Consider the following 12772-nt stretch of genomic DNA (forward strand, 5'->3'; position numbering starts at 1 on the left):
CCATGGACACGTCCCTGCATTCATCCGCACCGCAAAGCCCTGCGCCGCAGGCGTCGGCGGCCATCGAGTTCGACGATGTGGTGGCCGGCTACGGCGACTTCATGATCCTCAACAACCTGAGCTTCAAGGCCCGGCGCGGGGCCATCACGCTGCTGCTCGGGCCCAACGGCGCGGGCAAGTCCACCGTGCTCAAGACCCTGTTCGGCCTGCTGCGGGTGCGCCAGGGCCGCATCCTGCTCGACGGCCAGAGCATTGCGGGCGCCAGCCCCAAAGCGCTGCTGGCGCAGGGCATCGCCTTCGTGCCCCAGGGCCGCAACCTGTTCGGCCAGCTGACGGTGTGGCAGAACCTCGAGCTCGGCGGCATCACCCTGGGCACGGCGGTGACGCACGAACGCATCCCCGAGGTGCTGGAATTCTTCCCCCGCGTCCGCGAACGCCTCCACAGCATGGCCTCGGCGCTATCGGGCGGAGAGCAGAAGCAACTGGAAATCGGCCGCGCCCTGTTGCTGCGCCCCAAGGTGCTGCTGATCGACGAACCCTCGATCGGCCTGTCGCCCCTGGTCGTGCAGGACGTCTTCAAGCTGCTGCGCCGTCTGGCCGATCAGGGCACCACCGTGCTCATGGTTGAACAGAACGTCAAGAGCGCGCTCAAGGTGTCGGACGAAGCGATCGCGCTGGAATCGGGCCGTCTCGTCCTGCACAGGCCGGCCGGCGAACTGCTCAACGACCCGCACATCGAACGGCTGTTCCTGGGCGGCGCACATGCCGCTGCCCCGGCCGGACAAGTGGCCTGAACCCCCGGGATAACCCGGAGTCCGCAGGCCTGGCTCCACCGTTTCCGGGCCCGGAAGGGCGCTGGGCGAGGCCCCCACGGCTTGCCGTTACGGGTTCTCGTTGCGGGTTTTGACGCACTTGGCCGTCATAATGGGGGTCTCGAGCGGTCCGGACACGGTCGCATCAGGCGTGGCTGGCATACTTCAGCCCTGTGCGTGGCCAAAACGGCGCTGAAAGCCGGGTTGCGGTGCACGTGCCCTGCGCATCCCGCAGTCGAGACCCCTGGAGCGAGCCGGACTCAAGACCCGGACCCACAACATCGCGGCGGTCGGCCAGCCGGTCGCCCATCTGGAGCATTACTGAGAATGGTTGAGTCTTTTTCCTACGAACAACTGATTGCCTCGGGTGAGGGTAAGCTGTTCAACCCCGACAGCGGCCGTCTGCCGTTGCCGCCCATGCTGATGTTCGATCGCATCACGCACATCGACGACGAGAGCGGCGCCCATGGGCTGGGAAAGATTCGTGCCGAACTCGACATCCGCCCCGATCTCTGGTTCTTCGAATGCCATTTCCGCACCGACCCCGTCATGCCGGGCTGTCTGGGCCTGGATGCCATGTGGCAGCTCATCGGCTTCTACCTCACCTGGCTCAAGCTGCCGGGCCGCGGTCGTGCCCTGGGCGCGGGCGAAGTCAAGTTCACGGGCGAAGTCCAGCCCACGGCCAAGCTGGTCACCTATGAGATCGACATCAAGCGTGTGATCAAGCGCAAGCTCATCATGGCCATCGGCGATGCGCGCATGCTGGTCGACGGCCAGGAAATCTACGTGGCCAACGACCTGCGTGTGGGCCTGTTCGAAAAGCCCAAGACCGACGCAGCAGCCCCGGGAGTCTCGGCATGAAGCGTGTCGTCATCACCGGCGCGGGCATCGTCTCGTGCATCGGCAATGACCAGGCCGCCGTGGTGACTTCGCTGCGCGAAGGCAAGTCCGGCATCCGGGCCATGCCCGAGTTCGCCGAGCTCGGCCTGCGCAGCCAGGTCGCGGGCGCCCCGCAGATCGACCTCGACGCCCTGATCGACCGCAAGCAGCGCCGTTTCATGGGCGATGCCGCCGCGTACGCTTACGTGTCGCTCAAGGACGCCATCGCCCAGTCGGGCCTGGCGCCCGAGCAGGTCTCCAACCCCCGCACCGGCCTGATCATGGGTTCGGGCGGCGGTTCGCCGGCCAACCAGATCGAGGCAGCCGACGTCCTGCGCAGCAAGGGCATCCGCCGCGTCGGTCCCTACCAGGTCACCCGCTGCATGGGCTCGACGGTGTCGGCGAATCTGTCGACGGCCTTTGCCATCAAGGGCATCAACTTCTCGATCACCTCGGCCTGCAGCACATCCGCGCATTGCGTCGGCATCGCCGCGCAGCAGATCGCCTTCGGCCTGCAGGACGTCATGTTCGCGGGCGGTGGCGAAGAACTGAGCTGGGGCATGGCCACGCTGTTCGACGCCATGGGCGCCATGTCCAGCGCCTACAACGACACGCCCGACAAGGCATCGCGTCCCTATGACGCGGGCCGCGACGGTTTTGTCATTGCCGGCGGCGGCGGTGCCGTGGTGCTCGAGAGCCTGGAGCACGCGCAGGCGCGCGGTGCCAACATCCTGGGCGAGATCGTGGGCTTCGGCCTCTCGTCAGACGGTGTCGACATGGTGGCCCCGTCCGGCGACGGTGCCGTGGCCTGCATGCGCCAGGCCATTGCCGGCGTCGAAGGTCCGATCGACTACATCAACATGCACGGCACGTCCACGCCCGTGGGCGATCTGCCCGAACTGCGCGCACTGCGCGAGGTCTTCGGCAACGCCGTGCCGCCGTTCTCGTCGACCAAGTCGCTCACCGGCCACTCGCAGGGTGCGACGGGTGTGCAGGAAGCCATCTACTGCCTCTACATGCTGCAGGAAGGTTTCATTGCCGGTTCGGCCAACATCGAGAACCTCGATCCCGCAGCCGAAGGCATGCCCGTGGTGCAGGTGTCGCGCGACGCACCGCTGCGCACCGTACTGTCCAACAGCTTCGGCTTTGGCGGCACCAATGCCAGCCTGGTGCTGCGCCGCTGGGAGAACTGACGCCGACGACCCGTCCGTGCCCGCTCAGGGGGCGGCCGGGGGGCATTCGGTTTGAACAAGGGCCTTCGGGCCCTTTTTTCATGGGCGCGTGCCCGGCGGTGATGATGCCGGAGCCCCCGTGGCCGCGATCTCGTGCAGGATGCGTGCACCGTCCTGCAGCAGCAGCCGGGCTACGGACTCGTCCTGCGGCAGATCCTCGGCGAGGCCCCGGAGATGGCTTGCCGCGGCCGTCGCGGCAGCGGGTTGGCCGACCGCCGCCTGGATGCGGGCCAGTGCCGCCTGGGCTGCAGCCCGAGCCAAGGGCGACGACATGGCTTCCGATGCGGCCAGGTGCTGCAGGTCTTGCACGGCCAGCCCCAGGTTGAACCAGGCCAGCGGACCGCCTGGCGTTTGCGGGCTGGACGAGCCCCCGGCATCGACATGGGACCAGTAGGCGGCCAGCCGCAAGGTGTGGCGGGCGCCGTAGGCCGTCCAACCATCGGAGCCGGCGGGGAGGGGCCGGTGGGCCAACAGCCGCTCGATGCCGGTGTTCAGTGCCGCCATGGCCTCGCGCGCATGGCGCCTGGGGTGTTCGGGCAAGACCCAGGCCACCATCGCCGTGAGCGCGGCGGCCAGCATCAGTGCCAGGCTGCCATGGAGGATGGCCGCCGTGCCGGCCACCGGCATGCCGGCCTGGCTGGCCAGCATGAAGCACATGTTGGCGTCCAGCGCGGGCAGGGCGATGCCCGGTCGCAGGCTGGCGCGGGCCAGTCCGCCGGCGATCAGGAAGGGGACGAGGGTCAGGAGCAGCGGCAGCAGGCCGCTGTCGGCATAGGGCTGCACGAGCAGGCGGTAGGCCGTCGCCAGGGCCACGCCGACGGCCACGCCGGTCAGCAGCTTGGGCGCGACCGCCCGCGGCATCGGCAGCGAACCCAGCACCATCGAGAAGATGCACACGCCCAGCGCCATGAGCTCGCCTTCGGGACCGGGCCACAGCAGGCCCAGCAGGGCGGCCACGAGCGTGGCTCCGCCCGTCAGCAGACCGGCATACCGTGCGCGGGTGCGGTCGTGGTAGGCCGCCAGGCCGGGCAGGGCGCCTTGCGCCTGCAAGTGGCCCGTGGTGGCCTCTGCGTCCGAACGGGCGGCCGCCAGAGCCCGGCTGGCCGCTGCCAGGCGCTCGAGCTCGGTGGCCAATCGTGCGCGGACCGGATCCCGGTCGGGCCGACCGGCGTCATCGGCCGAGCGACGCCCCAGCCGGCGCCATTCGGCCAGCACGGCGACACTGGCGCGCAGAAGGGCTTCGATGGCCGGGCGCGAACGGTGGGCCGACAGCGTCCCCGCCGTCATCAACGGCAGTTGACCTTCCAGCCGAACCAACTGCGCCAGTCGCTCGTTTTCCCGGACGGGGTCGTGGGGCTGGCCGGCCTGTGCCGTCACCTCGTGGGCCAGCCCAGCCCATTGGGCCTCGTAGTCCTGGCGTGGCGCGGGCGGCGTGAAAAGGCCGGTGACCAGCGTCACCATCAAGACGCCGATCAAGGTGCAGGCCACGCGCGACAACGCCAGCGCCGTGGCGTGTTCGGGCACGATGAGCGCAGGCAGCATGACCACCGAGGCCGTCATGCCGGCCAGCATCACGCCGTACGACAGCACCCCGCGCACCCGGTGCATGCCCCATCCGCAGAGGCCGACCCAGAGGGCCAGCGCGAGCACCGAGGTCACCGGGTCAGGCAAAAGCCGCAGCAAGGCAAACCCGACCGCAGCCCCCAGCAAGGTGCCGGCCACGCGCCAGATGCCTCTTTCGATCAGCAGACCGCGCGAGGCCTGGGCCACCACCCACAGATCGGCATGGCGGCCCAGAATGCGTTGGGCAGTCCCAGCGCGGTGGCCAGGGCAAACGCCAGCCAGGCGGCCAGCGCCAGGCGCAGGCCATGACGCAGGCCGGCGGGCGCCAGGCCCAGCACACGCAGCAGAAAAGGGGGAGGAGTCGGGGTCGCAGGCATATCCATCAGGGAGAACGGGTCGGAACGGGGCCACCTGTCTCCTGGGGCGGCATGCTGGGGCGATGCTTCTTGGGGTGGCAGGACAAACCGGCGCAGGTTAACGCAAATGGCCAGGCCGGCTCATGCAGCGGTGGGTGGCGAGCGGCCGCCGGAGCCGTCATCCTCCTGCGGCGCGAAGAGCGGGGCAAGGTCGCCGGCCGTGGTCGGGCGCACCACCCGGGCGACCTCCTGGCCTTCCCGCAGCAGCACCAGGGTGGGCCAGAGCTTGACGCGAAAGCTGCGGCCGAGCCGGCGGCCGCTGCCGTCCTCGATCTTCAGGTGCGTGAGCGCCGGACGGCTCTCCAGCGCGTCCTGCAGCAAGGGCTGCACGCGTTGGCAGTGGGGGCACCAGGGGGCGCCGAACTCCACCAGCACGGCGCCTTGCCGCGCCAGGGCATCGACCTCGTCGCGCAGAGGCTCGACGGCGGCGTAGACGGGGGTCATGGGCATGGGGATCTCCAGGAAGGTTGATCGGGGGGACGACGCGGGGGCCTTCAATCTTCGGCCACCACGGCGCGGAAGTCGTCCAGGAACTCGGCCACGGGCCGTGGCGAACGGATGTTCTGCGGCAGCAGCGCACTGAGCTCGACCGGCACTTCGGGCTGGATCACCCGCGCGCGCAGCGCCGGCGCGGTGCTGGCCCGGGCCGTGAACGAGTCGATGATGGCGGGCGCCAGGCCCTGCTCGGCCAGCAGCATGGCGATGTGGTGGGTCTGCACGGTGATGTCGGCGCTGCGCTCGGCCAGTTTCTGCAGGCCGTGGCGCGACCACTGTTCGGCGAGCATCGCGCCCAGCGGGTCGTTTTCGTCGATGCGGATGAACGGGGCCCGCAGCACGTCTTCCAGGGCCACCGTGGCGGTGCGCGTGCTCGCCGTCGCCCGGGCCCGCCCGCGCGGCTCGGGGGCCCGCGAGACACACACGAGGCGGCCCGTGGCGAGCTTCTCGACATGCAGCGCCGGATGGGTGATGCGGCCGTAGACGATGCCGACGTCGCCTTCCTGCAGCGCCATCGACTGCGCCACTTCGCGCGAGTGCAGGCTGCGCACCGAGATCGGCATCTCGGGATGGCGTTTGCGGAACCGCGCCAGCGCCTCGGGCAGGGCCCGCACCGCCAGCGACGGCACGATCAGGATGCGCAGGCCCACGCCCCCCTGCCGGCCCAGGGCCAGGGACAGGCGCCGCACCGCCTCGAGCTGCGACATCAGGCGCTGGATCTCCGGGTAGAGCGTCTGGGCCTCGTGCGTCGCCACCAGCCGGTTGCGCTGGCGCGTGAACAGCGCGTAGCCCAGTTGCAGCTCGGCGTGCTGCAGCGTCTGGGTGATCGCCGGCTGGGTGACGTGCAGCAGGCGTGCCGCCGCGCTCACGCTGCCCGTCAGCATGACGGCGTTGAAGACTTCGATGTGCTTGAGCTTCATGGCCGCAGCCCGGGACTAGGCATGCAGGGGTTCCTCCTGCATGGCGGCGATCTGCTCGTGCAGCATCTGCACCTGGCCATGCCAGTAGGCGCTGGAGCCGAACCAGGGGAAATTCGCCTGGAAGGCCGGATCGTCCCAGCGCCTGGCCAGCCAGGCGCTGTAATGGATCAGGCGCAGCGTGCGCAGCGGCTCGATCAAGGCGAGCTCGCGGCGGTCGAAATCGCGCAGGGTTTCATAGCCGTCGAGCAGCGCGCTCCACTGCTGGGTGCGCTGCCGGCGGTCGCCGCTGACCAGCATCCACAGATCCTGCACCGCGCAGCCCATGCGGGCGTCGTCCAGATCCACGAAATGAGGTCCCTGGTCGGGTGTCCACAGAATGTTGCCCGGATGGCAGTCGCCATGCAGGCGCAGGCGTCCCGTCGCCGGGGGCCGGGGGCCCAGGACCGCATGCCGTTCGATCAGGGGCAGGGCGGTCTCGAATGCCGAGCGCCAGGCATGGCTGGCATCGGGCGGGATGATGTCGTGCTGCAGCAGCCAGTCGCGCGGCTCGCGGGCGAACTGCGCGGCGTCGAGCGCCGGGCGGTGGCGGAACGGCTGGCGGGCGCCCACGTTGTGCAGACGGGCCATCAGGCGGCCGATCCACTCCAGCACCGCCATGTCCTCGAGTTCGGGCGTGCGGCCGCCGCGGCGCGGACTGACCGAAAACAGAAAGCCGGCATGTGCGTTCAGGGTGTCGCCGGCCAGCACCAGCGGGGCGACCATGGGCACATCGTCGGCCGCCAGTTCTGCGGCGAACCGGTGTTCCTCGAGGATCTGCTCGCGGCTCCAGCGTGCGGGACGGTAGAACTTGGCCACCACCGCGGCGCAGTGCTCGGTTCCGGTGTCGTAGGGCGACTCGAGATGGACCTGGTAGACCCGGTTCTCGTAGGAGCTCAGCGTCAGCAGGCGGCCGTCGCCGTACAGCCCGACGCTGGCCAGCGCATCGAGCACCGTATCGGGCGTCAATGCGCCGTAGGCATGACCTTCGGCCGGTGGCCCGGTGTCGTCGTCCGACGGGGTCGACGACGGATAGGCAGGAGAGTCGGGGTTCTGGGGCTTGGGCATGCCTGCATTGTCGCCCGCCACGACCCCCTGCGCCGGTGGTCGGGGTCGGGCGCCGTGCGGCCGGGCCTTCAGCGGCGGATGGCGCGGGTCTCGGTGTCGAATTCGACCGTGCGGGTCTGCCCGTCGCGGCCCGGGAAATCGGCGAAGACGCTGCGGATCAGATACGGCATGACCGTATTGATGGGGCCGCTGCCGCCGGCCTCGGTCTGTGCCGTGGATTCGAAGACGCGGCGCTCGCCGTCGCTGATCTCGACCTGCAGGCGCCGGGTGCGCACATCGTGCTCCACGGTGCGCGAGCCCACCACCCGCGGTCCGAACGGATCGCTGGCCCAGTAGCCCCCGCGCCAGCCCACGTTGGGCACCCAGATCGGCGACACCCAGACCCGGCGGTCGTCGAAGATGGGTTCCTGGACCTGGATGCGGCGCGTGGCCGTGTCGTAGTCGAAGCCGACCCAGAAACGCGGTTTCTCACCGGGACGCGCCAGCCGGATGCCCTGGATCTGCAATTCGTCGGCGATGCGTTGCTGATAGCTCTGGTATTCCAGATCCTGGGCATAGCGCGGATCGGTCCGGAAGTCGAAGGTCGCGCCCTGGGCGTCGGCCGGCCAGCGCTGGAAGGTCGTCACGTTGCTGCGCAGGGTCGACGCGCACCCGGCCTGCAGCAGCAGCACCGCCAGCACGGCGATCAGCGTGGCCCAGCGCCAGGCGCCGGACTGCGCGCGCCGGGCCGGCGCGGACGGCATGCCCACCGCGGCGTGGGTGTCAAGGATCAGATCGGTCGACATGATGGACTCCTGTTCGGATGTTTTTCCTGGGGGCTGCGCCAGCCCCGTTGTCGTTGGAGTCAATCGGCGCGTCCGAATTCCTGCTCCAATTCCTGAGCCCGCAGGCGTGCCGCATGCAGCGCCCGCACGATGCTGTCCTTGACCCGGTCGGCTTCCATGCTGGAGATGGCGGCGAACGTGGTGCCGCCCTTGGACGTCACGCGCTGCCGCAGCACGGCCGGCGTGTCGTTCGAGGCCGCAGCCAGTGCCGAGGCGCCGGTGAACGTGCCCACCGCCAACTGGTGGGCCTGCTCTGCCGTCAGGCCCATCTCCACGCCGGCCTGTTCCAGGGCTTCGATGAAAAAGAACACGTAGGCCGGACCGGATCCGGAAACCGCCGTGACGCTGTCGATCAGGGCCTCGTCGTCCACCCACAGCAACTGGCCGGTCGAGCGCAGCGCCGATTCGGCCAGCTCGCGGTCGGCGTCGGGGGTCGCCGCAGGGGTATACAGCCCCGTCATGCCCTGGCCGACCAGGGCGGGGGTGTTGGGCATGGCGCGCACCACGCGTTCGGTGCCCAGCCAGCGGGCCAGCGTCCCGAGGCCGATGCCTGCCGCGATGCTTAGGTGCAAGGCGCCGCCGACATACGGCAGCACCGGCTGTGCCGCTTCGTGCAGCATCTGAGGTTTCACGGCCCAGACCACCAGATCGGCCTGGCGCAGGGCGTCGCCGGCCTCGGCCAGGGCCTGCACGCCCTGGGCGGCCAGCCGTTCGCGCGATTCGGCAAAGGGCTCCACCACGACGATGCGCCCGGCCGGATGGCCCTGGCTGATCAGCCCGCCGATGATGGCGCCGGCCATATTGCCGCCGCCGATGAAGGCCATGATGGGATGGGACGGGGAAGAGTGAGTCATGCTGCAGGAGAAGGTCATGGAAGGGTCGGGACGCGACGGCACATTATTCCACCGCCACTGCGCCGGCCCGTGGCTGCCGACCCCTGTACCCGCACGGCTTTGGCCCGGCCACACAGGGTGTGCGCTGACTGGACCCAAACCGGCAACCGCGACATGATGGCCCGGTCAACCGCCAGACCCTGCAGGAAGTGTCAGACCATGCAACGCAACGAACTCATCGCCAGGCTGGCCCGCGCCGCGAACGACGGAGAGGTCTTCGACCTCGTGGTCGCCGGCGGCGGAGCCACCGGCCTGGGCGTCGCCCTCGACGCCGCCGCGCGCGGCTTTTCCGTGCTGCTTCTCGAATCGCACGACTTCGCCAAAGGCACCTCGTCGCGCGCCACCAAGCTCGTGCATGGCGGTGTGCGTTACCTGGCCCAGGGCAACATCGGCCTGGTGCGCGAGGCCTTGCACGAACGCAGCACGCTGCTGCGCAATGCGCCGCACCTGGCCCAGCCCTTGCCCTTCGTGATGCCGGGCTACCGGATGTGGGAAGCGCCTTTCTACGGCGCCGGACTCAAGGCCTACGATGCGCTGGCCGGCTCGGCCGGCCTGGGATCCACGCAATTGCTGGGGGCTCGCCAGACGCGGACCTTGCTGCCCAACGTGCAGCCGGCCGGGCTGTGCGGCGGCGTCAAGTACTGGGACGGCCAGTTCGACGATGCCCGCCTGGCGCTTGCCCTGGCACGGACGGCCGCCGCCCGCGGTGCGCTGGTGCTGAATTACTGTGCCGTCGAGCAACTGTGCCGCGAGGACGGCCGAGTCGCCGGCGTGGTGGCCTGCGATCGCGAGACCGGGCAGCGCTACACGGTGCGGGCGCGCTGCGTGGTCAATGCCACCGGTGTCTGGGTCGACGCCCTGCGCGGCCAGGACGGTGCAGCCGGTCAGCCGGCACCGGAGCCCCTGGTGGCGCCCAGCCAGGGCGTGCATCTGGTGGTCGACCGCAGCTTCTGGCCCGGCGGGCATGCCTTGCTGGTGCCCAAGACCCGCGATGGCCGGGTGCTGTTTGCCGTCCCGTGGCTGGGCAAGACCGTGCTCGGCACCACCGACACCCCACGCCGGGACCTGGCGCGCGAGCCGCGTCCGCTGGCGGGCGAAGTCGAGTTCATCCTCGGCGAAGCGGCCCGCTACCTGGCCCGTGCGCCCCGGTTGGCCGATGTGCGCAGCACCTGGGTCGGGCTTCGCCCTCTGGTCAAGCCGCCCTCCGGTGCGGACGGCAGCACCCGCAAGATCAGCCGCGAACACCTCGTTCTGGTCGGCCCCGGGGGCCTGGTCACCGTGACCGGGGGCAAATGGACGACCTATCGGGCCATGGCCGAAGACGTGCTCGAGCACTGTTTCGATGCCCGCCTGCTGCCGCGCCGCGCCGGCGACGTCACCACCGGCCTGCCGCTCCAGGGCAGTCCCGGCCAGGGCGGCAGGGCCCCGGTGGCCTTGAGCGACACGCCGGGCCGGCACCTCTACGGTGCGGATGCCGCCGACGTCGAGGCGCTGCCCGGTGCCGGCCGGGAGCTGGGTTGGGGCCTGACCGAGGCCATGGTGCGGTATGCCGCCCGCCACGAATACGCGCGGACCGTGGAGGACGTCCTGGCACGCCGTTCGCGACTGCTGTTCCTCGACGCAGGTCTGGCTGCCCAGCTTGCACCGGAGGTCGCCCGCATCCTGCACGAGGAACTGCAGCGAGAGCCTGCGCTGGCCGAATTTCAGGCACTGGCGGCTGCCTATGCCGTCACGACCCCTGAACAAACCACACCGAAAATTCCTGAATAGATAGCATCCGGGGGCCATGTGCAGGTGCTTCCCGACCCTGCTGTTGCAGGAACAACAGTTGGTCACGGTCCCTGCCCAGGCTATTGACGTAGAAGGGGGGGTCTGAGACAATAGTCGGCTTCGCTCTCAAAGGCGAAATCTATCTGCCCAGCGGAAGCGTTGCAAGTGGTTTGCGGCGTGGACGACGGGCCCAAGACTGGCTGAGTGGCAGTTCGACGATTCTTCGGGATTCAAGAGCTGCCTTCTTGGTTCAAGTTGGGAACTATTGAAATGATCCAGACTGAATCTCGACTCGAAGTCGCCGACAACACTGGCGCCAAGTCCGTCCTGTGCATCAAGGTGCTGGGCGGTTCCAAGCGTCGCTACGCCAGCGTCGGCGACATCATCAAAGTAAGCGTGAAAGAAGCCGCTCCCCGTGGTCGCGTCAAAAAAGGCGAGATCTACAGTGCAGTGGTGGTCCGCACGGCCAAGGGCATCCGTCGTGGCGACGGCTCCCTGGTGAAATTCGACGGCAACGCTGCGGTGTTGCTCAATAGCAAGCTCGAGCCTATCGGCACTCGCATTTTTGGACCCGTGACGCGTGAACTGCGTACCGAGAAGTTCATGAAGATCGTGTCCCTGGCTCCCGAAGTTCTCTGAGGACGCATCATGAACAAGATTCGCAAGGGCGACGAAGTCATCGTGCTCGCGGGGCGCGACAAGGGCAAGCGTGGCATCGTTTCGCTGCGCAAGGACGACTCCTTCCTGCTGGTTGAAGGCATCAACCTGGTGAAGAAGCACACCAAGCCCAACCCGCTCAAGGGCACCACTGGCGGTATTGTTGAAAAGGTAGCCCCGATTCACCAATCCAATGTGGCAATTTTCAACGCTTCCACGGGCAAGGCTGACCGTGTGGGCATCAAGCGCGTGGAAAAAGAAGTCGACGGCAAGACCAAGCTGGTCAATGTCCGCGTCTTCAAGTCCAGTGGCGAAGAAATCAAGGTGGCGTAATCATGACTCGCTTCCAAAAACTCTATCGTGAAAAAGTGGCGCCCGAACTCGTCAAGAAGTTCGACTACAAGTCGCCCATGGAAGTGCCGCGCATCACCAAGATCACCCTGAACATGGGTGTGGGTGAAGCGGTTGCCGACAAGAAGATCCTGGACAACGCCGTCGGCGACCTGACCAAGATCGCCGGCCAGAAGCCCGTCGTGACCAAGGCCCGCAAGGCCATCGCCGGCTTCAAGATCCGCGAGCAGCTGCCCATCGGCTGCATGGTGACCCTCCGTGGCGCCCAGATGTATGAATTCCTGGATCGTTTCATCACCGTGGCTCTGCCCCGCGTGCGTGACTTCCGTGGCGTGTCCGGTCGTTCCTTCGACGGCCGTGGCAACTACAACATCGGCGTCAAAGAGCAGATCATTTTCCCGGAAGTCGAGTACGACAAGGTCGACGCCCTGCGCGGCCTGAATGTCAGCATCACGACGACGGCCAAGTCCGACGAAGAAGCCAAGGCGCTGCTCGCCGGCTTCCGTTTCCCGTTCAAGAACTGAGGTTATTCATGGCAAAACTTGCTTTGAAACAGCGTGAACTCAAGCGTGACAAGCTGGTGGCCAAGTTCGCCGCCAAGCGCGCCGAGCTCAAAGCCGTGTCGACCGATCTGAGCCGTGCCGAAGAAGAGCGCGCAGCTGCCCGTCTGGCACTGCAAAAGCTTCCCCGTAACGCGAGCCCGACCCGCCAGCGCAACCGTTGCGAAATCACGGGCCGTCCCCGTGGCACGTTCCGCCAGTTCGGTCTGGGTCGTGCAAAAGTGCGTGAACTGGCTTTCGTTGGCGCCATCCCCGGTGTCACCAAGGCCAGCTGGTAAGTCGGCAGGAGAGATTAA

At 68.2% G+C, this 12772-nt stretch carries 15 protein-coding genes; 8 read left to right on the forward strand and 7 right to left on the reverse strand.

All coding sequences use genetic code 11. The annotated features are described in order from the left end of the window. Positions 1-2: 2 nt before the first annotated feature. The 3 genes from EC845_RS21080 to fabB all read left to right on the forward strand — a co-directional run bounded on the left by EC845_RS21080 (position 3) and on the right by fabB (position 2884). Complete coding sequence (locus EC845_RS21080) at positions 3-794, forward strand: ABC transporter ATP-binding protein (protein WP_123300278.1); 792 nt, start codon at positions 3-5, stop codon at positions 792-794. Between the two features lie 345 nt (positions 795-1139). After that, complete coding sequence (gene fabA, locus EC845_RS21085) at positions 1140-1673, forward strand: bifunctional 3-hydroxydecanoyl-ACP dehydratase/trans-2-decenoyl-ACP isomerase (RefSeq protein WP_123300280.1); 534 nt, start codon at positions 1140-1142, stop codon at positions 1671-1673. Further along, positions 1670-2884: a beta-ketoacyl-ACP synthase I gene (gene fabB / locus EC845_RS21090; protein WP_123300282.1), complete on the forward strand. Its 1215-nt coding sequence runs from the start codon at positions 1670-1672 to the stop codon at positions 2882-2884. Before fabA ends, fabB begins: the two co-directional genes overlap by 4 nt. A 78-nt stretch (positions 2885-2962) precedes the next feature. Here fabB and EC845_RS21095 read toward each other — a convergent pair whose 3' ends face one another. The 7 genes from EC845_RS21095 to proC form a co-directional block, all read right to left on the reverse strand. Continuing rightward, complete coding sequence (locus tag EC845_RS21095; RefSeq protein WP_158615748.1) at positions 2963-4693, reverse strand: FUSC family protein; 1731 nt, start codon at positions 4691-4693, stop codon at positions 2963-2965. Next, positions 4666-4869 carry a hypothetical protein gene (locus tag EC845_RS22435; protein ID WP_158615749.1) on the reverse strand — a complete coding sequence of 68 codons (204 nt, stop codon included), beginning with the start codon at positions 4867-4869 and terminating at the stop codon, positions 4666-4668. The genes EC845_RS21095 and EC845_RS22435 overlap by 28 nt, the downstream gene beginning before the upstream one ends. 114 nt (positions 4870-4983) lie before the next feature. Beyond that, the gene (locus tag EC845_RS21100) at positions 4984-5352 is read right to left on the reverse strand and encodes a thioredoxin family protein (RefSeq protein ID WP_123300287.1); all 369 of its coding nucleotides are present in this window, start codon (positions 5350-5352) and stop codon (positions 4984-4986) included. 44 nt (positions 5353-5396) lie between these two features. After that, positions 5397-6317: a LysR substrate-binding domain-containing protein gene (locus EC845_RS21105; RefSeq protein ID WP_123300289.1), complete on the reverse strand. Its 921-nt coding sequence runs from the start codon at positions 6315-6317 to the stop codon at positions 5397-5399. 15 nt (positions 6318-6332) lie between these two features. After that, positions 6333-7421, reverse strand: coding sequence for a serine/threonine protein kinase (locus tag EC845_RS21110; protein ID WP_123300612.1), 1089 nt, complete (start codon positions 7419-7421; stop codon positions 6333-6335). A gap of 68 nt (positions 7422-7489) precedes the next feature. Further along, the gene (locus EC845_RS21115; RefSeq protein WP_123300292.1) at positions 7490-8206 is read right to left on the reverse strand and encodes a DUF4136 domain-containing protein; all 717 of its coding nucleotides are present in this window, start codon (positions 8204-8206) and stop codon (positions 7490-7492) included. A gap of 59 nt (positions 8207-8265) precedes the next feature. Beyond that, positions 8266-9099: a pyrroline-5-carboxylate reductase gene (gene proC, locus EC845_RS21120; RefSeq protein ID WP_123300614.1), complete on the reverse strand. Its 834-nt coding sequence runs from the start codon at positions 9097-9099 to the stop codon at positions 8266-8268. Positions 9100-9297: 198 nt separating this feature from the next. On the opposite strand from proC, the gene EC845_RS21125 reads away from it, so the two are divergent. From EC845_RS21125 to rpsN, 5 genes are all read left to right on the forward strand, one after another. Next, a complete protein-coding gene (locus tag EC845_RS21125) occupies positions 9298-10908 on the forward strand; it encodes a glycerol-3-phosphate dehydrogenase/oxidase (protein WP_123300294.1) in 1611 nt (536 codons plus the stop codon). A 270-nt stretch (positions 10909-11178) separates the two neighbouring features. Further along, on the forward strand, positions 11179-11547 hold the full coding sequence (gene rplN, locus EC845_RS21130) for a 50S ribosomal protein L14 (RefSeq protein WP_123300296.1): 369 nt from the start codon (positions 11179-11181) through the stop codon (positions 11545-11547). Positions 11548-11556: 9 nt separating this feature from the next. Beyond that, complete coding sequence (rplX, locus tag EC845_RS21135; RefSeq protein WP_123300298.1) at positions 11557-11898, forward strand: 50S ribosomal protein L24; 342 nt, start codon at positions 11557-11559, stop codon at positions 11896-11898. 2 nt (positions 11899-11900) lie between these two features. Further along, entirely contained in the window at positions 11901-12440 is a 540-nt protein-coding gene (gene rplE, locus EC845_RS21140) for a 50S ribosomal protein L5 (RefSeq protein ID WP_123300301.1), read from the forward strand. Positions 12441-12448: 8 nt separating this feature from the next. Further along, on the forward strand, positions 12449-12754 hold the full coding sequence (rpsN, locus tag EC845_RS21145; protein WP_123300303.1) for a 30S ribosomal protein S14: 306 nt from the start codon (positions 12449-12451) through the stop codon (positions 12752-12754). Positions 12755-12772: the final 18 nt, after the last annotated feature.

Source organism: Comamonas sp. BIGb0124, from assembly GCF_003752175.1.
Lineage (GTDB): Bacteria > Pseudomonadota > Gammaproteobacteria > Burkholderiales > Burkholderiaceae_C > Comamonas_F.

Bases quoted from the DNA above. Each gene is read 5' to 3' on its own strand.
- EC845_RS21080 (WP_123300278.1), top strand. From the start codon at position 3: ATGGACACGTCCCTGCATTCATCCGCACCGCAAAGCCCTGCGCCGCAG.
- fabA (WP_123300280.1), top strand. From the start codon at position 1,140: ATGGTTGAGTCTTTTTCCTACGAACAACTGATTGCCTCGGGTGAGGGT.
- fabB (WP_123300282.1), top strand. From the start codon at position 1,670: ATGAAGCGTGTCGTCATCACCGGCGCGGGCATCGTCTCGTGCATCGGC.
- EC845_RS22435 (WP_158615749.1), bottom strand. From the start codon at position 4,869: ATGGATATGCCTGCGACCCCGACTCCTCCCCCTTTTCTGCTGCGTGTG.
- EC845_RS21100 (WP_123300287.1), bottom strand. From the start codon at position 5,352: ATGCCCATGACCCCCGTCTACGCCGCCGTCGAGCCTCTGCGCGACGAG.
- EC845_RS21105 (WP_123300289.1), bottom strand. From the start codon at position 6,317: ATGAAGCTCAAGCACATCGAAGTCTTCAACGCCGTCATGCTGACGGGC.
- EC845_RS21110 (WP_123300612.1), bottom strand. From the start codon at position 7,421: ATGCCCAAGCCCCAGAACCCCGACTCTCCTGCCTATCCGTCGTCGACC.
- EC845_RS21115 (WP_123300292.1), bottom strand. From the start codon at position 8,206: ATGTCGACCGATCTGATCCTTGACACCCACGCCGCGGTGGGCATGCCG.
- proC (WP_123300614.1), bottom strand. From the start codon at position 9,099: ATGACTCACTCTTCCCCGTCCCATCCCATCATGGCCTTCATCGGCGGC.
- EC845_RS21125 (WP_123300294.1), top strand. From the start codon at position 9,298: ATGCAACGCAACGAACTCATCGCCAGGCTGGCCCGCGCCGCGAACGAC.
- rplN (WP_123300296.1), top strand. From the start codon at position 11,179: ATGATCCAGACTGAATCTCGACTCGAAGTCGCCGACAACACTGGCGCC.
- rplX (WP_123300298.1), top strand. From the start codon at position 11,557: ATGAACAAGATTCGCAAGGGCGACGAAGTCATCGTGCTCGCGGGGCGC.
- rplE (WP_123300301.1), top strand. From the start codon at position 11,901: ATGACTCGCTTCCAAAAACTCTATCGTGAAAAAGTGGCGCCCGAACTC.
- rpsN (WP_123300303.1), top strand. From the start codon at position 12,449: ATGGCAAAACTTGCTTTGAAACAGCGTGAACTCAAGCGTGACAAGCTG.